Origin of the sequence: Bradyrhizobium sp. HKCCYLRH3099 (assembly GCF_051167855.1) — a bacterium.
Lineage (GTDB): Bacteria > Pseudomonadota > Alphaproteobacteria > Rhizobiales > Xanthobacteraceae > Bradyrhizobium.
On record NZ_JBNPTW010000006.1, the window covers coordinates 199,419 to 219,435 of the forward strand.

At 67.1% G+C, this 20,017-nt stretch carries 19 protein-coding genes; 13 read left to right on the forward strand and 6 right to left on the reverse strand.

Features of this window, described 5'->3' with window-relative positions:
• Window positions 1–115: 115 nt before the first annotated feature.
• Both ACQR1Y_RS15140 and ACQR1Y_RS15145 read left to right on the forward strand, forming a co-directional pair.
• On the forward strand, window positions 116–2,077 hold the full coding sequence (locus ACQR1Y_RS15140) for an autotransporter domain-containing protein (protein WP_434875757.1): 1,962 nt from the start codon (window positions 116–118) through the stop codon (window positions 2,075–2,077).
• Window positions 2,078–2,276: 199 nt separating this feature from the next.
• Window positions 2,277–2,792, forward strand: coding sequence for a GDSL-type esterase/lipase family protein (locus ACQR1Y_RS15145; RefSeq protein ID WP_434875758.1), 516 nt, complete (start codon window positions 2,277–2,279; stop codon window positions 2,790–2,792).
• A 40-nt stretch (window positions 2,793–2,832) separates the two neighbouring features.
• On the opposite strand, the gene ACQR1Y_RS15150 is transcribed toward ACQR1Y_RS15145, so the two are convergent.
• The 3 genes from ACQR1Y_RS15150 to ACQR1Y_RS15160 form a co-directional block, all read right to left on the reverse strand.
• Entirely contained in the window at window positions 2,833–3,231 is a 399-nt protein-coding gene (locus ACQR1Y_RS15150; protein ID WP_434875759.1) for a response regulator transcription factor, read from the reverse strand.
• Window positions 3,228–4,094, reverse strand: coding sequence for a S1C family serine protease (locus ACQR1Y_RS15155; protein WP_434857267.1), 867 nt, complete (start codon window positions 4,092–4,094; stop codon window positions 3,228–3,230). The genes ACQR1Y_RS15150 and ACQR1Y_RS15155 overlap by 4 nt, the downstream gene beginning before the upstream one ends.
• Window positions 4,095–4,263: 169 nt before the next feature.
• Window positions 4,264–4,995, reverse strand: coding sequence for an aspartate/glutamate racemase family protein (locus ACQR1Y_RS15160; RefSeq protein ID WP_434875760.1), 732 nt, complete (start codon window positions 4,993–4,995; stop codon window positions 4,264–4,266).
• 160 nt (window positions 4,996–5,155) lie between these two features.
• On the opposite strand from ACQR1Y_RS15160, the gene ACQR1Y_RS15165 reads away from it, so the two are divergent.
• The 8 genes from ACQR1Y_RS15165 (at window position 5,156) to ACQR1Y_RS15200 (ending at window position 13,903) form a co-directional block, all read left to right on the forward strand.
• Window positions 5,156–5,752, forward strand: coding sequence for a hypothetical protein (locus tag ACQR1Y_RS15165; RefSeq protein ID WP_434875761.1), 597 nt, complete (start codon window positions 5,156–5,158; stop codon window positions 5,750–5,752).
• A gap of 267 nt (window positions 5,753–6,019) precedes the next feature.
• Window positions 6,020–6,607 (forward strand): NnrU family protein, encoded by a 588-nt coding sequence (locus ACQR1Y_RS15170; protein ID WP_434875762.1) that lies wholly within the window; start codon window positions 6,020–6,022, stop codon window positions 6,605–6,607.
• 110 nt (window positions 6,608–6,717) lie between these two features.
• Window positions 6,718–8,313, forward strand: coding sequence for a class I adenylate-forming enzyme family protein (locus ACQR1Y_RS15175; RefSeq protein ID WP_434875763.1), 1,596 nt, complete (start codon window positions 6,718–6,720; stop codon window positions 8,311–8,313).
• 177 nt (window positions 8,314–8,490) lie between these two features.
• The gene (locus ACQR1Y_RS15180; RefSeq protein ID WP_434875764.1) at window positions 8,491–9,144 is read left to right on the forward strand and encodes a tetratricopeptide repeat protein; all 654 of its coding nucleotides are present in this window, start codon (window positions 8,491–8,493) and stop codon (window positions 9,142–9,144) included.
• Between the two features lie 43 nt (window positions 9,145–9,187).
• A complete protein-coding gene (locus tag ACQR1Y_RS15185) occupies window positions 9,188–9,721 on the forward strand; it encodes a hypothetical protein (RefSeq protein WP_434875765.1) in 534 nt (177 codons plus the stop codon).
• Between the two features lie 84 nt (window positions 9,722–9,805).
• Complete coding sequence (gene der, locus ACQR1Y_RS15190) at window positions 9,806–11,176, forward strand: ribosome biogenesis GTPase Der (RefSeq protein ID WP_434875766.1); 1,371 nt, start codon at window positions 9,806–9,808, stop codon at window positions 11,174–11,176.
• 243 nt (window positions 11,177–11,419) lie between these two features.
• Window positions 11,420–12,553: a helix-turn-helix transcriptional regulator gene (locus tag ACQR1Y_RS15195; protein ID WP_434875767.1), complete on the forward strand. Its 1,134-nt coding sequence runs from the start codon at window positions 11,420–11,422 to the stop codon at window positions 12,551–12,553.
• Between the two features lie 81 nt (window positions 12,554–12,634).
• The gene (locus ACQR1Y_RS15200; RefSeq protein ID WP_434875768.1) at window positions 12,635–13,903 is read left to right on the forward strand and encodes a TCR/Tet family MFS transporter; all 1,269 of its coding nucleotides are present in this window, start codon (window positions 12,635–12,637) and stop codon (window positions 13,901–13,903) included.
• Between the two features lie 127 nt (window positions 13,904–14,030).
• Here ACQR1Y_RS15200 and ACQR1Y_RS15205 read toward each other — a convergent pair whose 3' ends face one another.
• The 3 genes from ACQR1Y_RS15205 to ACQR1Y_RS15215 all read right to left on the reverse strand — a co-directional run bounded on the left by ACQR1Y_RS15205 (window position 14,031) and on the right by ACQR1Y_RS15215 (window position 17,251).
• A complete protein-coding gene (locus ACQR1Y_RS15205; RefSeq protein WP_434862448.1) occupies window positions 14,031–15,257 on the reverse strand; it encodes an ABC transporter substrate-binding protein in 1,227 nt (408 codons plus the stop codon).
• A gap of 144 nt (window positions 15,258–15,401) precedes the next feature.
• Entirely contained in the window at window positions 15,402–16,538 is a 1,137-nt protein-coding gene (locus ACQR1Y_RS15210) for a hypothetical protein (RefSeq protein ID WP_434862449.1), read from the reverse strand.
• A gap of 92 nt (window positions 16,539–16,630) precedes the next feature.
• Entirely contained in the window at window positions 16,631–17,251 is a 621-nt protein-coding gene (locus ACQR1Y_RS15215; protein ID WP_434862450.1) for a TetR/AcrR family transcriptional regulator, read from the reverse strand.
• 178 nt (window positions 17,252–17,429) lie between these two features.
• On the opposite strand from ACQR1Y_RS15215, the gene ACQR1Y_RS15220 reads away from it, so the two are divergent.
• From ACQR1Y_RS15220 to ACQR1Y_RS15230, 3 genes are read left to right on the forward strand one after another with little or no spacing between them, the layout of a single operon-like run.
• Window positions 17,430–18,320, forward strand: coding sequence for a DUF3313 family protein (locus ACQR1Y_RS15220; RefSeq protein WP_434875769.1), 891 nt, complete (start codon window positions 17,430–17,432; stop codon window positions 18,318–18,320).
• Complete coding sequence (locus ACQR1Y_RS15225) at window positions 18,317–19,555, forward strand: patatin-like phospholipase family protein (protein WP_434875770.1); 1,239 nt, start codon at window positions 18,317–18,319, stop codon at window positions 19,553–19,555. Before ACQR1Y_RS15220 ends, ACQR1Y_RS15225 begins: the two co-directional genes overlap by 4 nt.
• 56 nt (window positions 19,556–19,611) lie before the next feature.
• Window positions 19,612–19,869 carry a hypothetical protein gene (locus ACQR1Y_RS15230; RefSeq protein WP_434894310.1) on the forward strand — a complete coding sequence of 86 codons (258 nt, stop codon included), beginning with the start codon at window positions 19,612–19,614 and terminating at the stop codon, window positions 19,867–19,869.
• Window positions 19,870–20,017 lie beyond the last annotated feature (148 nt).

The following is a 20,017-nucleotide window of genomic DNA, read 5'->3' on the forward strand; positions in this document are numbered from 1 at the left end:
GAGTCAAATGCGCAATGTCGTGGGGCGACGCGGGTCCAAGACCGCCAGCAGCAAGCACATCGATCGCCAGGGCCGGAGCAGAGCGGGGCGCGCATCATCGCGCAGCCGCTGGGCCATGGCTGCGGCGGTTGCGGCTGTGGGGATGATCGGCAGTTCGACCGGCTCATCAGCTCAGACCTATACGCCGATCGCCGTCGTTCCGACCCCGGATGCCTATGCCTACATCCAGCAAAATCCGTCCGTTCAAGGGCTGTTCGGCCCGACAGTCACGGGCCAGTTCACACGACTGACGGTGTTCGGCGACAGCTACGCCGACTGGGGAAATGCGCTGCGGGCCGGGTCGGCGGTCCCGCCGAGCGGCCGCTACAGCGCGGGACTGTCGATGGCCGACGCGCTCCAGCTTCACTACGGGCTTCCCACTTCGGCCGTCGCCAACTACGCGACCGGCGGCGCGATGAGCGGCGACACCAATGTTGGAAACCTGTTGGGGCCGCCCGTTCCGGTGCTGCCGGGCACCGGCACGGAAATCAGCACGTTTGTTGCGGCGGGCGGGCGTTTCGGCCCGCAAGATCTCGTCAGCATCATCACGGCGGGCGGCAATGACGGTGTGCCGATCCTGTTCAACCCGGCCATCACGCAACCCCAGATGAACGCGGCCGCTGCGCAGACCACGGCCAACATCATGTCGGGCGTTCAGAAACTGGTTCAGGTCGGCGCACGCAACCTCGCGATCATGTCAGTGGGTGATCTGTCTTATCTGCCGATCGCCCCCGGCAATCAAAACATCCACTACTTCCAATCCACGTTGACGCAGATGGAGCAGGCCAACCTGGCGCCGCTGGCGCGCTCCGGCGTTCGCATCTTCTTCTTCGATCTTGCCACCCTGACGCGGAACGTCGTCGCAAACCCCGCCCTCTATGGGTTCACCAACGTCACCCAGGCCTGCACGGCCGTTCCGTCCTGCGTCGGTGGCAGTGTCGCGGCGCAGAACCAGTTTCTGTCCTATGACGGCCTGCATTTCACGACTGCAGGCTTCGCCCTGATCGGGCGCTATCAGACCAACCAGATCGATGCGCCGTTGACGGTGGCGCCGCAGGGCGACGTGGCGATGTCGATCGCCAACGGCTTTGCCGGCTCGGTGTTCGGCCATATCGACGCCTATCGCAACGTCGCCGGCACCGCCAATGCCATGAACGCGATGGCGGCGGACATGCCGGTCAAGGCGATCCGCGCGGCCTCAGCCGGCGTGCAGAACCCCTGGTCCGTCTACGGCGACGTCGCCTATGCCGGAGGCAGCCGCGACTCCCAGCAGTTCCTGTCGAGCTACACCTATCAATCACTCGGCGGACGGATCGGGCTCGACTATCAATTGTCGCCGGACCTGATGGTGGGCGGGCTGTTCAGCTACGCCCAGCCGAACGTGAACCTGTCCGTGCAGAACGCCCATCAGAAGATCGATGCCTATCAGATCGGCGGCTACGCGGCCTATAGCCGCGCCAACTGGTTTGCCGATGCGTTGCTCGCCTATGGCCGCCAGGCGATCGCCACCGATCGTCAGGGCGTCATCGATACGATCCGCGGCTCGACCCATGCGGATACGTTCGCGGTCGCCGCCCGCGGCGGCTATCTCTGGGATCTCGGCGCCTTGCGGATGGGGCCGATCGGCGGCCTGTCCTACACCAATGCGCAGATCGCGGGCTATACGGAGACTGGCGACATCCTGCTCACCAACGTGATCAACCGCCAGAGCCTGGAGAGCCTCACCGGCAGTGCGGGCGTCCAGTTTCGCGCGCCGTTCACGACCGCCGGAGCGTTCTACAATCCCTATCTGAACCTGACCGTTGAGCACGATTTCATCGGTTCCGCACGGACGCTGATCACGACCCAGGTGACGACGCCCTTGTTGCCGGTACTGACGCCGATCGATGGACGCAAGGCGACCTACGGGAAGGCCGCGGCCGGCCTGGCTGCGGCGATCACCGACAAGATCAGCATCAATCTCGGCGTGATCAGCACGTTCGCCAGGTCCGACCGCAACGACTATGGCGTGAACGGCGGAATCAAGATCGCGTTCTGAGCGCCGGGCCGGACGCGCTCGGACGTCCGGCCGATATTGCTGGCGTTGAAGCCAGGCGCGGCGCGTGCCCCGCCTGGCTTTCGCGTTGCGGAACGCAAGCTCCGGCGCGGATTTCCTCGGGTCTTTCCGCTTCGCGCTTCTCGGTAAATCATCCCTGGGTTACGCTCGGCATGGTCGTCAGCAAAGGGGAGGGCGAGCGATGTCAGTCCGCCGACAGATCGCCACGCTGTTCGCTGTCGTGAGCTGTTTTGCGGCTGCGACGGTCGGAGCGACGGAGGCCGCCGAGGTCGTCGCGCTCGGCGCCAGCAACACCTATGGCAAAGGCGTCAATCGCGGCGAGGATTTTCCGGCGCAGCTCGAGGCCATGCTGCGCGCCAAGGGCGTACAGGCGAGCGTTGCCAACGCCGGCATCAATGGGGACACCACCGCCGGCATGCTCTCCCGTTTCGACAGCGCGGTCGACGGTTCAACCCGCGTCCTCGTGCTGCAGCCCGGCGGCAACGATGCCCGCAAAGGCGCAGGCGATCAGCGCGCGGGCAACATCGGCGCCATCATGGCCAAGGCCTCGCAGCGCCGGATCAAGGTGGTGATGGTCGAGAACGGCATGTTCCGCGGCCTGCCGCACCAGGTCGACGGCGTGCATCTGACGCCCGAGGGATATCGCATGCTGGCCGCGTCTTTGCTGCCGCGCGTCAGGGGCGGCCTGCGCAAGTAGTTCGTCGTCCAATCGCGAAACGCGGCGCGCTCCGGCAATCTCAGAGCTCGATGATCCCGCGCCTTGCCGCGTGCGCCACCGCATCGGTGCGGCCGGTGGCGTCGAGCTTGTCGAGTAGCGAGCCGACGTGGAACTTTGCCGTGTGCACGGAAATGCCGAGGCTGCGCGCGATCTCCTTGTTGGAACAGCCCTCCGCCATCAGCGCCAGCACGTCGCGCTCGCGCGCGGTGAGCTGGAAGGCGTCGCTCGCGTCGCTGCGATGCTCGCCGTTGTCACGCGTAGCGCTGGGAGGCGCGACGACCGCGACATCGGCACTCTCGCCCGCCGCCACGAGCCGCAGGCCGGCGACGCCGCCGAGCAGCGCCGCCAGCCGGTCGGCCAGTTCGGCATCATCGATCGCGATGGCGATCGTGATCGGCGCGTTGTCGTCCGCGCTCACGCGGGGCGCTCGCCGATGGTCAGGGCCAGCTGCAACGGCTCGCCGCCGCGCAGCGCCGCGATCTCGACCACGGCGCCGACGCTGTCCGGACCGAGCTCGCGCATCAAGGCGCGCATGCCTCGGAACGGCTCCTTGTTGAGCGCGGTGATGACGTCGCCCTGGCGCAGGCCGGCGGCAGCGGCGGGGCCATGTTTGTCGATGCTCATCACCATCGCGCCGAGGCCGTCATCGAGCCGGACCGGCTGCAGCCCCGCGCCGAGATAGCCGCGCGCGATGCGGCCATGGCTCTCGAGCTTGCTTGCGACGCGCGTGATCGTGGCGGCGGGAATGACGAGCGTGCGGCGCGGTCCGCGCACGGCCATGCCGATCGCGCGCCCAGTCGCGTCGAGCACGAGCCCGCCTTCGGAGCTGTGCCGCAGCCGTGTGTCCAGCTCGATCCGCGCGTCGATGTCGCCGCCGCGCAGGCTGCGCCAGGGCCCACCTGATTTCGACACCAGCGCGAGCGCCGCGACCGGCGTGCCCTGGTCGGCGGCGACGATGACGGCGAGCGCGCCGAGTGGCGGGACATCGATGGCGAGCGGCGCGGCAGGCGCGTCCTTGCCGTCGAAGCGGAGCAGGGCGATGTCGGTGGTATGATCGCGGCCGGCGATGGTTGCGGCGCGCGCGGTGCCGTCGGAAAAGGTCAGCGAAATCTCGCCTTCGTCCGCGAGCGCCTCGTCGGCGGTGACGACCAACCCGGACTTCCAGACAAAGCCGGAGGCACGCGAGCGGTGCGAATGAACGGACACGAGCGACGGCGCGGCAGCGGCGACGGTTGCAGAAAGTGCTGACGACAGCGCGGAGAGGGCAGAGAGGTCGGACATCGAAGGCTCCATGGTTGAAACCAATGTGGAGCCTCGGCCGGCGTTTCGGAACTCCCCGGGTGGGCAGGATGAAGCGCTCTAGCCCGGATGAGCGCAGCGACATCCGGGTTCTCTTCCGACGTCTGCGATGAACCCGGATGTCGCTTGCGCTCATCCGGGCTGCGTCATCTCAAATCGTCGTGCGCGCCTTGGGCAGCGGAAACGCGAGATCGCCATGCTTCGACGTCTTCAAGCCCAGCCCGACCAGCGCCTCGGCGAAGCGCACCGCGGCGGCGACGCCGTCGATCACGGGGATGCCGAGCTCGGTCGAGAGATCATGGGCGAGATCGGCCATGCCGGCGCAGCCGAGCACGATGGCGCCGATGCCGTCCTCGCGCAGCGCCGCGCGGCATTCGCCGAGCAGGGTGCTGCGCACGTTGGACTCCGGCTTGTCGAGATCGAGCACGGCGACGTCGACCGCGCGCACCTTGCGGCAGTGATGCTCCATGCCGTAGTTGCGCACGAGATGCTCGGCGATCACCTTGGTGCGCGACAGTGTGGTGACGACGCTGAAATGCGTCGCGACGAAGCTCGCCGCATGCATCGCGGCCTCGGCAATGCCGAGCACCGGCACGGCCGAGATTTCGCGCGCGGCCAGCAGGCCGGGATCGCCGAAGCAGGCGATCACATGCGCGTGGGCGCCTTCGTCGTCACCGGCCTCGACCTCCTTGAGCATGCCGACGGCCGCGATCGCCTCATCGTAGTGCCCCTCGATCGAGGCGGCGCCAAACCGGGCGGTGCGGCCGACGATCCGTGTGCCCGGGCTGGCGCTGGCCTGCGCGGCCTTCGCGATCAGATCGGTCATGGTCGCCGTCATGTTGGGGTTGATGACGTTGATCACGGTCTCGCTGGCGCGGCTCATCGTTGCATCCGTCTGCTGTCGGGTCCTGCCGTGTTCTAGCCGAGTTCCGCAGGCACGGTCGAGAGCCGTCCGCGATGCGGGAACGCACGGATGTGAACGGGATTGAGCTTGCTTATCCCCTGGCCAGAACCAGCTCTCAATCATCCATCTCGAGTCAGCCATGCTGCGTGCCGTCATCCTTCTCCTGTTGCTGCTGGCAGCCCCGGTCAGCGCTGACGCGCGCCGGCGTCAGATCAACCCGGTGCCGTTCGCGCATACGCCGTGCAGCGTGCTCGACGAGCAGCCGTGCACGCCGTCATTCTGCAGCGTCTACGGGCCGTGGCCGTGCATTCCGGAAATGAACTATCCCTATGGCCAGAACCTGCAGCTGACGATCGAAAGCCGGCCGCCCAAGGACCAAGCCGGCAAATATCAGAAGCCGGATCACGATCTCGACACCATCGGTGATCTGTTTGCCGCGCTGCGCTCCTGCTGGACGCCCCCGCCCGAGGGGGACGCCCGTGCCGGCATGCAGATGACGGTGCGCTTCAGCTTCAAGCGAACCGGCGACATGGTCGCGCCGCCGCGCGTGACCTTCGCGACCTCGGGCGCGTCGTCCGACACCCGCGCGACCTATCTGAAGGCGATCAATGCCTCGCTCGACTCCTGCCTGCCGCTGAAGTTCACGAAGGGCCTCGGCGGCGCGCTCGCCGGCCGTCCGATCGCGATCCGTTACGTCGACAACCGCGAGCTGAACAAGACGTCGCAGCAGCAATAGCCAGGCACTCCATCTTCCCACTGCGGGGGTCTCTCCCCAACCACCGTCATTCCGGGGCGACGCGTCAGCGTCGAACCCGGAATCCCGAGATGATTGGCAAAGAACGCAAGCCAAGCTCGGGATTCCGGGTTCGGCTCTGCGAGCCGCCCCGGAATGACGTCATCTCGGTGAGCGGGCCCCGTGTTGACGTCTTCGTCACGTTGCGAGGCCGCCCCCGAAAATGATACCCAGTTCCTCCATCGTTTGCGTGCATCAGAGGGGGACGTCGTGGGACTTGTGGTGATGGTGGTGGGACTGGTGCTGTTTCTCGGCGCCCATGTGTTCACGACGCGGCGCGAGGCGCGGGCGCAGGTCATCGCGAGACTGGGTGAGGCGCCCTACAAGCTGGTCTACACGGTCGTTGCGCTCGCCGGCCTCGCGCTGATCGTCTGGGGCTTCGCCGAGTATCGCAATGGCGGCGGCTGGATCCAGGTCTGGACGCCGCCGAAGGCGCTCAAGCACGTCAACCTCGCCCTGATGCTGCCAGCCATCATCATGATCGTCGCTTCCTATATTCGCGGCCGCATCTACACCACGCTGAAGCATCCGATGCTGGCCGGCGTGAAGCTGTGGGCGTTCGGCCATCTGCTCGCCAATGGCGATCTCGGCGGCATCATCCTGTTCGGCTCGATCCTGGCCTGGGCCGTGTTCGACCGCATTTCCCTGAAGCGCCGCGCGGATGCCGGCGGGCCGCCGATTCCGGTCGGAGGCGTCGGCAACGACGTCATCGCCGTCGTGGTCGGCATCATCGTCTATGCGGCGCTCGCCTTTGCGTTCCATCCCGTCGTGCTCGGCATCCCCGTCATCGGCAATTAGCGGTTCTCGGCGGACGCGTTCTGCCGCACAATTGCGCGCCGCCCCAAGCGGGCGGCGCATGACCGGCGCGAGCCGGCAACAACAAGAAACAACTCAGGGGAGGCGATCCGATGCAGTGGTCGCAACATGCCGCCATCCCGCCGATGCGCAGCGAGCAGCGCTTCGGCGACCGTGTGGTGCCGCTCTTCGCGGAGCGTCCGGCCAGCATCTGGGCGATGGTGCAGGACGCCGCCGCGCGCCATGGCGACGGCGAGGCGCTGGTCTGTGGGGCCCGGAGGCTGTCGTGGCGCGAGACCGCCGCGGCCGCGACACGGATCGCCGGCGGACTGCGGGCGAGGGGGCTTCAGAAAGGCGACCGGCTGGCACTCCTGCTCGGCAATCGCATCGAGTTCGTGCTCACGCTGTTCGCGGCCGCCAAGCTCGGCCTGATCACGGTGCTGCTGTCGACCCGGCAGCAGACGCCTGAAATCGCCTATGTGCTCAACGATTGCGGCGCGCGGCTGCTGTTGCACGAGGCGGCGCTCACCGATCGGCTGCCGCTCGCGGCTGACACGCCCCAGCTCGCCGGTCGTATCGCAGTCGATGACGATCCGGCGCGCACCGGCTTCGCCGCGCTCGCCGATCACGCGCCTGAGGCCGATGGGGTCGCGGTGGCCGAAGAGGACATCGCGATGATCCTCTACACCTCCGGCACCACCGGCCGGCCGAAAGGTGCGATGCTCGCCCACTGCAACATCGTCCACTCCTCGATGATCTACGAGGTGTGCCTCGGGCTGACGCCGGCGGATCGCTCCATCGCCGCGGTGCCTCTGGGCCACGTCACCGGCGTCGTCGCCAACGTCACCAGCATGGCGCGCTGCGCCGGCACCTTGATCATCATGCCGGAGTTCAAGGCCGGCGAGTATCTCAAGCTCGCGGCGCGCGAGCGCGTGACCTACACGGTCATGGTGCCCGCGATGTATAATCTCTGCCTGCTGCAGAGCGACTTCGACAGCCATGATCTGTCGTCCTGGCGCATCGGCGGCTTTGGCGGCGCGCCTATGCCGGTGGCGACCATCGAGAAGCTGGCGGCGAAGATCCCGGGGCTGCGGCTGGTCAACGCCTACGGCTCGACCGAGACCACCTCGCCATCGACGTTGATGCCGCCTGACCTGACCGCCCGCCACATCGACAGCGTCGGGCTGCCGTGTCCGGGCGCCAGCATCCTGGTGATGGATGCGCAGGGGCGGGAGCTGCCGCGCGGCGAGATCGGCGAGATCTGGATCGGCGGCGGCCAGGTCATCAAGGGCTACTGGAACCGACCGGAGGCGACCGCGGAGAGCTTCACCGCCGGCTACTGGCATTCCGGCGACCTCGGCTCGATCGATGCCGACCATTTCGTGCGGGTGTTCGATCGCCAGAAGGACATGATCAATCGCGGCGGGCTGAAGATCTATTCGGCCGAGGTCGAATCGGTCCTGGCGGGCCACCCGGCCGTGGTCGAGAGCGCCATCCTGGCCAAGCCTTGCCCCGTCCTTGGCGAGCGGGTGCATGCCGTGGTCGTCACGCGCGGCCCGGTCAGTGCCGAGGCGCTGCGCAGCTGGTGCCGCGAACGGCTCTCCGATTACAAGGTGCCGGAAACATTGATCGTCACGCCGGACCCTTTGCCGCGCAATGCGAACGGCAAGGTGATGAAACGGCAGTTGCGCGAGTCCTTGACGGCGTGATAGCCGCCTTGCGACGCCGTGGCCAAACCGGGGAGTAACGCCTTGATTCGGCTGGACTCGCCTTGCCACCGCCATACCGATGCGGTATCCGCGCCGGCGCGTGGGCAATCGGCGGCCCGCGCGGCACCTCACGACCACTGGCGCTCGTTCCTAGCGAACCTGACGGGATGTTCATAAGTGTCTGAATTTATTGATGAAGTAGACGAGGAGGTCCGCCGGGAACAGCTCAAGAAGCTGTGGGACCGCTACTCCATCTACATCATTGCGGTCGCCGTGCTGATCATTGCCGGCGTCGGTGGCTGGCGTGGATACCAGTATGTCGAGGGCCAGAAGGCCGCCGAGGCGGGGTCTGCCTTCAACAAGGCGATCGAGCTGTCCGAGCAGAACAAGCACGCCGAGGCCGAAAAGGCCTTTGCCGACGTGGCGGCCACCGCCCCGTCCGGCTACCGCATGCTCGCCCGATTCCATCAGGCGGCCGAGGCTGCGGTGCGCGACAAGGCGGCTGCGGTCAAACTCTATGATGACCTTGCCGCCGATCGCAGCATCGGCGCGGAGCAGCAGTCGATGGCGCGGCTGCGCGCGGCTGGCCTGCTGGTCGATACCGCGCCCTATGGCGATCTCAAGCCGCGCCTCGAGGGCGATACGGTGGCGGGCGCGCCATTCCGGCACGCCGCCCGCGAGCTGCTGGCCCTGTCGGCCTGGAAGGCCAATGACGCCGCCGCGGCCCGCCAATGGCTCGACATGATTTCGCTGGATGCTGAGACGCCGCCCGGCCTGCGCTCGCGCGCCGAAGCGCTGCAGGCGCTGCTGCCTGCCGTGGCCAAAAGCTGATCGCGGATCGCGACGGCGAAACTGACCGGATTGGAAGACGACCATGCGCCGCCAACGTCTCATCGCCTTGACCGTCCTTGTCGCGCTCACGGGCGCTCTCGGCGGCTGCGCCAGCGGCGGCAGCTTCGACCCGTCCGACATGCTCGACTTCCTCGATACCAAGAAGAAGCTGCCGGGTGACCGCAAGCCAGTGTTCCCCGAGGGCGTCCCCGGTCTCGAGCAGGGCGTGCCGAAGGAGCTCTACAAGGGCGCGCAGCAGCAGAACGCCGATCCGGCCGCCCAGGCCGCCGTGCCGCCGCCGGCTCCTGCCGAGGAGCCGAAGGCCAAGAAGGGCGCCAAGGGCCGGCAGCAGGCCGCCGTGAGCAATCCGACGCCGGCCGATCCGCAGGACGGCGAGGCCGCCGCGGTCGAGGAGGGCGCCGCCGCCGTGCCGCCCGCGCCCAAGCCCAAGAAGATCGTCCGCCGCCGGACCACCGCACCGCCGCCGGACGACGCGGCCCCCGTGCAGCAGCCGCCGGCCCAGCGCTCCAGCGGCGGTTTCCCGGCGCCGATGCCGAGCGGCTCGTTCAGCCGTTAATCTAAGGCCCGCGAATCCAGCGATCAGGCGTTCGGTTTTGCGCTCCGATGCGCTAAAGCTGCGCGCTCACGCGCACGGAACATCATGTCCTTCACCATCGCCATCATCGGCCGGCCCAATGTCGGCAAATCGACCCTGTTCAACCGCCTGGTTGGGCAGAAGCTGGCGCTCGTCGACGACATGCCCGGTGTCACCCGCGACCGCCGCGAGGGCGACGCGAAGCTCGGCGACCTGCATTTCACGATCATCGACACCGCCGGTCTCGACGAGGGGCCGAAGGGCTCGCTGACGGCGCGGATGCAGGAGCAGACGGAGACCGCGATCGCGCTCGCCGACGCGCTGTTCTTCGTGATCGACGCCCGTATCGGCCTGACGCCGGCCGACCGCGCCTTTGCCGATTTCGCCCGCCGCGCCGACAAGCCGGTGCTGCTGCTCGCCAACAAGAGCGAGGGCAAGCATGGCGAGCTCGGCGCGATGGAGTCCTACGCGCTCGGCCTCGGCGATCCCATCCAGATCTCGGCCGAGCACGGCGAGGGCATGGGCGAGCTCTACGACGCGCTGAGCCGGATCGTGCCAGAGAGCGAGGACGAGGAGGAGGAGCGCGAGGAGACCGACGAGGAGCGCGCCAACAGGCCGATCCGCGTCGCCATCGTCGGCCGCCCCAATGCCGGCAAGTCGACCTTGATTAATCACCTGCTCGGCGAGGAGCGGCTGCTGACCAGCCCCGAGGCCGGCACGACCCGCGACTCGATCGCGGTCGAGATCGAGCACAAGGGCCGCGGCTTCCGCGTGTTCGACACCGCCGGCTTGCGCCGCCGCTCGCGGATCGAGGAGAAGCTCGAGAAGCTCTCGGTGGCCGACGCGCTGCGCGCGGTGCGCTTCGCCGAGGTCGTCGTGCTGATGATGGATGCGCAGCACCGCTTCGAGGAGCAGGATCTGCGCATCGCCGATCTGGTCGAGCGCGAGGGCCGGGCACTGGTGCTCGCCGTCAACAAATGGGACCTGATGGAAGCCCAACCCGGCCAGATCTCGATGCTGCGCCGGGATGCCGACCACTGGCTGCCGCAGGTGTCGGGCGTGCCGATCGTCGCGGTGTCGGGACTGATGGGCGAGGGCATCGACCGGCTGATGCAGGCGATCGTGGAGGCCTATGCGGTCTGGAATCGGCGCGTGCCGACGTCGGCGCTGAACCGCTGGTTCGAGGGCGCGATCGCCAACAATCCGCCGCCCGCGGTGTCCGGCCGCCGGCTCAAGCTGAACTACATCACCCAGACCAAAGCGCGACCGCCGAGCTTCGTGCTGTTCTGCTCGCGCGCGGATGCGATCCCGCAATCATACTTGCGCTATCTCACCAACTCGATGCGCGAGACCTTCGAGCTGCCGGGCACGCCGGTGCGCATCACCCTGCGCGAAAAGGCCAACCCGTTCGCGCACAAGCGCAAGCGGCCGAACTAGGCCGGCTGATCAGCAAGCGCTGCCTGCTGCTCCGCAGGGCAGCGTGACCATCGGCACATTCCCGTCGCTCCCGATAGCGCTAACCCGTGCCTCGCCCCGTCATGTCGACGAGGCGACTGGGATTTCGCTGTGGCCTCGCGTTTCGTCGCGTCCGTCCAAGCTCACGGCCTCCTGCGATCGTATGAGATCGCATGGCGGTGAGCTGTCGGGCGCGCGGCCTGAAGGAGGCGAGGAGAGGTTGCGATGGCGCAGGCCGACGAGTTGCTCGATCTGATCGGAGACATCTACGATGCCGCGCTCGATGCCTCGCGCTGGCCCGATGTCGTCGGCCGTGCCGGACGGTTCGTCGGCGGGCAGGTGGCCTCGATCTTCTCCAAGAGCCCGATCGCCGGCGGCGGCGACGTGCTTTGCCAGTCCGGCATCGATCCGCATTATTGCCGCTTGTACTTCGAGAAATACGTCAAGCTCGACCCGGCCACGACCGGGCAGTACTTCGCCGAGGTCGGGCAGCCGATCGCCGTGTCCGACCTGATGCCGCAGGATGAGCTGCGCGAGAGCCGGTTCTATCAGGAATGGGCGGCGCCGCAGGGCATGGTCGATTTCATCTCGACGGTGATCGACAAGTCGGCGACGACGGCCGCGCTGTTCGGCGTGTTCCGCTTCGAGCAGGATGGTCTCGCCGATGATGCCGCGCGCATGCGCATGCAACTGATCGCGCCGCATATCCGCCGCGCCGTGCTGGTGGGGCGGCTGATCGATCTGAAATCCGCGGAGGCCCAGGCCTTTGGCGCGGCGCTGGAGCGCATGACCGTGGGCGTCGGCCTGGTCGACCGGCTCGGGCGGCTGGTGCATGCCAATGCCGCCGCGCGTGCTTTGCTCGAGGCTGGCGATCCGCTGTTCACGCGCGATGGCCGCGTCGCGGTCCGCGATGGCCGCTCCGATCAGGCGTTGCAGGATCTCATCACGAGATGCGCGGCGGGCGACGCGGCGCTCGGCACGGGCGGCTCGGCGATGCTGATGACGGCGCAGGATGGCACGCATCACATCGCGCATGTGCTGCCGCTGACGTCGCACGCGCGCCGTGCGGTCGGACGGATGGTCGAGGCGACTGCGGCGATCTTCGTCCGCAACGCAGCGCTCGAACCGCCGCAGGCGCCCGAACTGATCGCGAAGGCCTATCGGCTCACGCCCGCCGAATTGCGGGTGCTGCTCGGCATCGTCGATGTCGGCGGGGTTCCCGAGGTCGCCGACCTCCTGGGCGTGGCCGAGACCACTATCAAGACCCATCTGCGCCGCGTCTTCACCAAGACGGGGGCGGCGCGGCAGGCCGACCTCGTGAAGCTCACGGCCGGCTTCGCTCTGCCGGTGTCCGCCTGACGCCCGCCGATTGCTGGTCCCGATGGCGCATGTATAAAGCGGCGCCCGCGTCCGCCGGACGGCGGCAAACCAGGGGCCGCGATGGTCGAGACCGGACTGACGAGTTCCGCTGACGTGCCGTCGCCGCAGGCACCGCGCCGCGGCGCGGTCGCCTTCATCTTCGTCACCATCCTGCTCGACATGCTCGCGCTCGGGCTGATCATGCCGATCCTGCCGAAGCTGATCGAGAGCTTCGTCGGCAACGACACCGCGAGCGCGGCGCGCATCTTCGGCCTGTTCGGCACCGCCTGGGCGGCGATGCAGTTCGTGTTCTCGCCGGTGCTCGGCAGCCTGTCCGATCGGTTCGGCAGGCGTCCGGTGATCCTGCTGTCGAACTTCGGCCTCGCCGCGGACTACGTGCTGATGGCGCTGGCGCCGTCGCTCGCCTGGCTGTTCGTCGGGCGGCTGATCTCAGGCGTCACCTCGGCCAGCATCTCCACCGCCTTCGCCTATATCGCCGACCTGACGCCGCCTGAGCGGCGCGCCGCGATCTTCGGCCGCATTGGCGCAGCTTTCGGTGCCGGCTTCGTGCTCGGCCCCGCCACCGGAGGTCTGCTCGGCGACATCGATCCGCGGCTGCCGTTCTGGGCCGCGGCAGGCCTCAGCTTCGCCAACGCGCTCTACGGCCTGCTGGTGCTACCGGAGTCGCTGCCATCGGAGCGGCGCAGCCCGTTCCGCTGGCGCAGCGCCAACCCGCTGGGCGCGCTGCGCCTGCTGGGCTCGGATCGCATCCTCGCGGGATTGTCGACCGTCAACTTCATCACCCAGCTCGCCCATGTCGTGCTGCCCTCGACCTTCGTGCTCTACGCCACCTATCGCTATGGCTGGGACACGCGCACGGTCGGGCTCACGCTCGCGATGGTCGGCGTTTGCGCGATGATCGTGCAGGGCGGGGCGATCGGGCCGATCGTGCGGATTTTCGGCGAACGCGGCGCGCTGATGCTGGGACTGTCCGCGGGCATGGTCGGCTTCTTCATCTTCGGCGCGGCGCCGACCGGACCGCTGAGCTGGCTCGGCATTCCCGTGATGGCGCTGTGGGGCGTCTCGGGCGCGGCGCTGCAGGCGCTGATGACGCGGCTGGTGGCACCGGACAAACAGGGGCAGTTGCAGGGCGCGACGTCGAGCGTGCAGAGCGTGGCGCAGCTTGCGGGGCCCTTCCTGTTCACGCTGAGCTTCGCTTATTTCATCGGTAGCAGTGCGCCGCTGCATCTGCCCGGCGCGCCGTTCCTGCTGGCGTCTGCGCTGATGATCGTCGCGATCGTGATCGCAGTGCGGACGCTGCGGGCGGCCAACGAAAAGCCCTCATCCTGACACGCGCCCGCGAAGCGTCTGGGATGGGGGTTGATCGAGATCGGGGCCTCATGGTTCGAGACGGCGCTGCGCGCCTCCTCACCATGAGGGTCTTGCTACATGAGGGCCTTGCTTTGAGTCTGCCGGCCTACTTCTTCACCAGCGGGCACTCGCTGGCTTCGAGCGGCTTGGCAGCATCCTCGGGAGCGATGGTCGCGACCAGCTTGTAATAGTCCCACGGATATTTGGATTCATCCGGCTTCTTGACCTCGAACAGATAGGCCGGGATCAGGCGGCGGCCGTCGGCGCGCAGCGGGCCCTTGCCGAACAGCGGATCGTCGGTCGGGATCTCCTTCATCTTGGCCACGACCTTGGCGCCGTCATGCGGATTGCCGCCGAGCGCTTCGAGCGCCTTCAGGTAATGCAGCGTGCCGGCGTAGTTGCCCGCCACCGTCATCGACGGCATCGTGCCCTTCGGCGACAGCTTCTGGAAGCGCTTCGACCATTCGCGGGTCTTGTCGTTGAGATCCCAGTAGAAGGATTCCGTGAACGTCAGGCCCTGCGCGACCTTCAAGCCCAGCGCATGCACGTCGTTGACGAACAGCAGCAGCGCGGCGAGCTTCTGGCCGCCCTGGACGATGCCGAACTCGGAGGCCTGCTTGATCGAGTTGGTGGTGTCACCGCCGGCATTGGCGAGGCCGATGACCTTGGCCTTCGACGACTGCGCCTGCAGCAGGAAGGACGAGAAGTCGGCGGTGTTGAGCGGATGCTTGACCGAGCCCAGCACCTTGCCGCCATTGGCGGTGACGACGGCCGAGGTATCGCGCTCCAGCGCCGCGCCGAAGGCGTAGTCCGCGGTGAGGAAGAACCAGCTGTCGCCGCCCGCCTTGGTCAGCGCCTTGCCGGTGCCGTTCGCCAGCATGTAGGTGTCGTAGGTGAAGGAGATCGTGTTGGCGTTGCAGGCCTTGCCGGTGAGGTCGGCGGTCGCGGCGCCCGAGTTCAGCAGGATCGAGTTCTTCTCCTTGACCAGGTTGGAGACGGCCAGCGCGACGCCGGAGTTCGGCGTGTCCATGATCACATCGACCTTCTGGGTGTCGATCCACTGCCGGCCGATATTGACGCCGATGTCGGGCTTGTTCTGGTGATCGCCGCTGATGACCTCGATGGTCCAGCCCTTGGCCTTCAGGCCGGAATCCTCGACCGCCATGTTGACGGCCGCGACCGAGTTCGGGCCGCCGATGTCGGCATAAAGGCTCGACATGTCGTTGAGCACGCCGATCTTGACGACCTTGTCGTCGGCGAAGGCGGAACCGGCAAAGCTGAGAGCGGTGGCAGCAAGCAGCGCGGCAATGCGCCGCGCATGAGACGTCGTCATCAAAGTCCTCCCTGGTGTCGTGTCGCGGCGGGGCATCTTGGGCGCCCTTTGCCGTCTGCCATCCTGATTAGCCGGTCTTGTGAGTTGCGGCAATGCGCCAAAAGGGGGGAGGACCGCCCAAGCTTTGGGCGGATGGCGCAAGCGTTAACGCAGCGCGTCCGAGGTCAGCCTGAATTTCTGGATGCGCTTTCCGGTGTCGACCTCGGCGGTATAAACGTTGCCCTGCTTGTCGACCGCCATGGCATGGACCCAGTGGAATTGGCCGGCATTGCGGCCGTTGTGGCCGAAGCTTCCGACCACCTGGCCGTCGGCTCGCCGGATGATCCGGATCTCGTTGTTCTCGCCATCGGCCGACAACAAATAAGTCTGCTTCGGGTCGGGCCAGATCGCAATGTCCCACACCGCGCCATTGCCGAGGGTGTTTTTTTCGAAGAACCATTCGGTCACGAAGGTGCCATCCTTCTTGAACACCTGGATGCGGTCGTTGATGCGGTCGCAGACATAGACCAGGCCGTCGTCCGCGAGCTTCACGCAGTGCACGGGATTGCCGAACTGCTGCGACACCGGCGCCTTGGGATCATAGGCCGGCTGCTTCGCATCATCAGGCACACGGCCATAGGCGCCCCAATGGCGCTTGTAGGCGAGCGTCGTCGCATCGAACACGATGACACGCCTGTTGCCGTAGCCGTCGGCGACGTAGATCTCGTTGGCTTCCTTGTCGATCGCGGTCTCCGCGGGCTTGCCGAGCTGCGTGGTGTCGTTCGAGCCCTTGCTCGGTGCGATCGCTCCGATCTGTGCGACGAATTGGCCGTCGAGGGTGAATTTCAGGATGGCGTTGTCATTGTCGGCATTGCCGCCGATCCAGACGAAGCCGCGCTCGTCGACCTCGATGCCGTGCTCGCGGCCGACCCATTCATAGCCGGGACCGGGCCCGCCCCAGGCGCGCAGCAGATTGCCGTCGGCATCGAATTCGAGCACAGGCGGCGCAGGGATGCAGCATTTGGAGCGCGGCGGATTGAGTGCCGCACCCTTCTCGTCGTCAGTCAGCGAACGCGGCCGGTGGATGACCCAGACGTGGCCTTGCGCATCGACGGTGATGCCGCCGACCTGGCCGAGGATCCAGTTGTTGGGAAGCTGCTTCGGCCAGGACGGCTCGACGGCGAAGGCCGGGATGTCGGCGGCGCCGGCGCTGCGCGGCAGCAGGAGAATGGTGGCTGCTAGCGCGGAGACTAGCGTCATCAGGGCAAGATTGAGCGCGCGTCTGCGCGGTGCTCGCGTCATGGCATCCTCCCCGAGATCGGCTGCGACCGGCCGCTTGTTGCAAGCAGTCAATCGTGCGCAGGGGAGGGTGTCAATTGAAGTGCAGGCGGGCGTCAGCTGTGAGCGGCCGTGTGCCTGGTCGCCGCGGGCGGCGCAAGGAAGCGTCTCAGCATGATCCGCAGATGCGCGCTGCTCGCCGGAATGTCGACAGCCGGATTGCGGATCGGCAGCGCGCGGGCGCCGTCGACGATGGCGAGCAGAAGATTGGCCGTCGCCTCGGGATCGAGCCCGGCATCGATCTCGCCACGCTGCTGCGCCTGGACGATGAACTCGACCAGGAGCGTACGCATCGCGCACGTCTGGGCGTGGACGATCGCCGCGAAGTCGGGATTGCGGCAGGCCTCCGCCAGCGCCTCGGTGCTGAGCATCTGGGCCTGCGGCTGGTGGAGGCTGGTGTTTTCGAGTTCCTGCACCAGCGCGTCGATCACATCAGGCGCTGCCAGCACGGCCTGGAGCCGGGCCTCGGCATGGCTGAGGTTGATCTCGACCAGCGCCTGGATCACGGCCTCCTTGCTCGGGAAGTAGTGATAGAGGTGGCCCGGGCTGATTTTGGCCGCAGCGCAGATGTCGGTGGTGCTGGCGCCGTGAAACCCGCTCCTGACGAAGCATGACAGCGCCGCCTGGAGAATCTCCCGGCGCTTCTGTTCATGCTTGACCGGATCGACCTTCCGCATCGCTTCAATTCCGTCGCCCAACTCTCGCCAAAATCGCGGGCTCCCGACAACTCATTGTAATATAAAATAATATTTCGCGCCGCTGTAATCTAGAGAATTTGATCTAGCTTTGTTGGACAAGCGCCGAGGCTTGTGAGAATAAATAGAGTAAGTTCTCTATCAATGGAATTCCCGCGTCATGCGTGTCGCATCGCTGCAATGGACGGCGCTTCTCTCGGTGGCCCTGTCGCAGTCGGGTTGCGCGACCGCACCGCTGGAACGCGCCGGTTCGCTGCGGAATTACGACCGGCTCGCTGACGCCAACGGTCTCGTGACCCGGGCTCAGATCAAGGCCAACAAGCAAGAGTTGATCGACGCCAAGACCATCCGGATCGAGCCGACCGCATTTCCGCCGCGTCCCGACGTCACCCTGGACGAATCCGAGCGCAAGCTGGTGGCCAATGTGATCAGCCGCGAAATGTGCCTGCGCTTGAGCGAGCGCTTCCGCATCGTCTTGCCGGGAGAGGATTCCGACCTGACGGTGAAGGCGACCGTGACTCATGCGACCGCCACCAATGCGACCGCATCCGCGGCCTCGCAGGCAGCCTCGGTCGCCAAGAGCGTGGCGCTTCCGGGCGTGCCGGTGCCCGTGCCGCGGCTTCCGGTCGGGCTGGGAACATTGTCGGTCGAGGCCGAGGCGCGCAACTTCGCCGGCTTCCAGGCCGCTGCGATGGTGTGGGCGCGCGGCGCCAGTTCAGTCTCGACGGCCCGCATGGCCAATGACGGCGATGCCTACGATCTCGCGTCCGAGTTCGGTGCCGATTTCGCCAGGCTGGTGTCGACCGGCGAGTCGCCGTTCGGCGGCCTGCCGTCGCTGCCGTCGGCGTCGAGCCTGCCGGCCAAGCTGGGCGGCGCGCCGAAATATGCCGCCTGCGAGCAGTTCGGGCGCTTTCCCGGCGTGAAGGGGTTTGTCGGTGCCGGTCTCGGCCTGCCTCCGGCCTGGACCGACAAGGGCGCCGAGGAGGCGAACTCCACAGCGCAACCGCCGCCGCCGATGGTCGCGAGCATGGAGCAGAAGCCCGCGCGATGACCCCGGCCGTTGATGTCCGCACCGTCGTTTCGCGTGTGTTGCTGACGCTTGCCGTCGCGCTGCCGCTGGCGGCCTGCGCCGCGATCATGCCGCGCAACGCCGCGCCCGAGTTCGCGGCCGCCAGCGCCGAGCCGGTCGGTTTTCGCGACGTGCGCTATTGGGGCGATGAGCCGGCGCCGCGCTTCGCCGAAGCGTCCGTGCAGCGCGCCTCGGCCGTGCTTCCGGCCCAGCGCTCGCTGAACTTTCTGGCGATCTCCGGCGGCGCGGAGAACGGCGCGTTCGGCGCCGGGCTGCTGGTCGGCTGGAGCGAGGCCGGCAACCGGCCGAACTTCGACATGGTGACCGGCGTGAGCTCCGGCGCGCTGATCGCGCCATTCGTCTTCCTCGGCCGCGCGCATGACGACCGGCTGCAGGAGGTGTTCACGGCTTACGAGCGCAAGGACATCTTCACCTCCAACATTCCCGGCCTGTTGCAGGGCTCGGCGCTGGCCGACAACACGCCGCTGTCGCGGCTGATCGAGAAATACGTCGATCGCGACTTCCTGCGCGACGTCGCCCGCGAGAGCGCCAAGGGCCGGGTGCTGCTTGTCGGCACCACCAATCTCGATGCGCAGCGGCCGGTGCTGTGGGATATGGGCCGCATCGCCGCCGCCGACACGCCGGAGGCGATCGAGCTGTTCCGCAAGGTGCTGCTGGCCTCGGCGACGGTGCCCGGCGCGTTCGCGCCGGTACGCATCAAGGTGCGGATCGGCGACAAGGATTATGACGAGCTGCATGTCGACGGCGGTGTGACCCGGCAGGTCTTCATCGGACCCTCGGTGCTGCGCCTCGTCTCCGGCCGCGGCCCGCGCCGCAGCGTGAACGGCGCGCATCTCTACGTCATCCGCAATGCCCGCATCGATCCGCAATTCGAGAGCGTCGGTGCCGACGTGCTCTCGGTGACGCAGCGCTCGCTCGCCACGCTGATCAAGAACCAGGGCATCGGCGACATCTACCGGATCTATTCGGTGGCGAAGTTCAACGGCATCGACTTCAACCTTGCCAGCGTGCCCGGCGACTTCCAGGTCAAGGCCGACGGCCCGTTCGACCGCACCTACATGACCGCTTTGTTCGACCGCGGCCGCGACATGGGCCGGAGCGGCTATCCGTGGGTGAAGGCTCTGCCGGGCCTGCAGTCCAATGAGCATGGCATCACGGCGCAGAGTTCGGCGCCCGCGTTGGCGCTCGCGCGATGATGTCGCCTCGTGGTCTATCAACGATGGGGCGTACGGCGCTCGCGGCCGCGCTGTTGATGCCGCTCCTGCTCGGCGGCTGCACAACGACCGGCACGACGCCGACGTCCGACAACGCGCAATACGGCGCCGCGTACAACTATCTCCCCGTCAACGACGTGCCGCATGATGATCAGCGTCCGGTGCTGACCACGGAGCAGCAGGAGAAGCTGCGCAAGGAGTTGGCGGCCGTGCGCGATCGCCAAGTGCCGGCGGCGGTGAAGGCAACCGCCGCAAAATCGGCGCCAGCAAGTTCTTCCACCTCTACTGTGAAATAGCCGCGGCTCACATCACGCGCTTCATCTTCAGGCGAGATGGTTCTCCACCCCGTCATTGCGAGCGCAGCGAAGCAATCCAGAGTCTTCGCGGGACCCCTGGATTGCTTCGCTGCGCTCGCAATGACGGAGGAGAGAGGAATGGACGCTC

Coding starts and splice junctions, on each gene's coding strand:
- ACQR1Y_RS15160 (WP_434875760.1), bottom strand. CDS start 4,995: ATGAGCCGCGCCAGCGAGACCGTGATCAACGTCATCAACCCCAACATG.
- ACQR1Y_RS15140 (WP_434875757.1), top strand. CDS start 116: ATGGCTGCGGCGGTTGCGGCTGTGGGGATGATCGGCAGTTCGACCGGC.
- ACQR1Y_RS15230 (WP_434894310.1), top strand. CDS start 19,612: ATGCCGCTCCTGCTCGGCGGCTGCACAACGACCGGCACGACGCCGACG.
- ACQR1Y_RS15205 (WP_434862448.1), bottom strand. CDS start 15,257: ATGACGACGTCTCATGCGCGGCGCATTGCCGCGCTGCTTGCTGCCACC.
- der (WP_434875766.1), top strand. CDS start 9,806: ATGTCCTTCACCATCGCCATCATCGGCCGGCCCAATGTCGGCAAATCG.
- ACQR1Y_RS15145 (WP_434875758.1), top strand. CDS start 2,277: ATGTCAGTCCGCCGACAGATCGCCACGCTGTTCGCTGTCGTGAGCTGT.
- ACQR1Y_RS15195 (WP_434875767.1), top strand. CDS start 11,420: ATGGCGCAGGCCGACGAGTTGCTCGATCTGATCGGAGACATCTACGAT.
- ACQR1Y_RS15220 (WP_434875769.1), top strand. CDS start 17,430: ATGCGTGTCGCATCGCTGCAATGGACGGCGCTTCTCTCGGTGGCCCTG.
- ACQR1Y_RS15210 (WP_434862449.1), bottom strand. CDS start 16,538: ATGACGCGAGCACCGCGCAGACGCGCGCTCAATCTTGCCCTGATGACG.
- ACQR1Y_RS15155 (WP_434857267.1), bottom strand. CDS start 4,094: ATGTCCGACCTCTCTGCCCTCTCCGCGCTGTCGTCAGCACTTTCTGCA.
- ACQR1Y_RS15185 (WP_434875765.1), top strand. CDS start 9,188: ATGCGCCGCCAACGTCTCATCGCCTTGACCGTCCTTGTCGCGCTCACG.
- ACQR1Y_RS15200 (WP_434875768.1), top strand. CDS start 12,635: ATGGTCGAGACCGGACTGACGAGTTCCGCTGACGTGCCGTCGCCGCAG.
- ACQR1Y_RS15165 (WP_434875761.1), top strand. CDS start 5,156: ATGCTGCGTGCCGTCATCCTTCTCCTGTTGCTGCTGGCAGCCCCGGTC.
- ACQR1Y_RS15225 (WP_434875770.1), top strand. CDS start 18,317: ATGACCCCGGCCGTTGATGTCCGCACCGTCGTTTCGCGTGTGTTGCTG.
- ACQR1Y_RS15175 (WP_434875763.1), top strand. CDS start 6,718: ATGCAGTGGTCGCAACATGCCGCCATCCCGCCGATGCGCAGCGAGCAG.
- ACQR1Y_RS15215 (WP_434862450.1), bottom strand. CDS start 17,251: ATGCGGAAGGTCGATCCGGTCAAGCATGAACAGAAGCGCCGGGAGATT.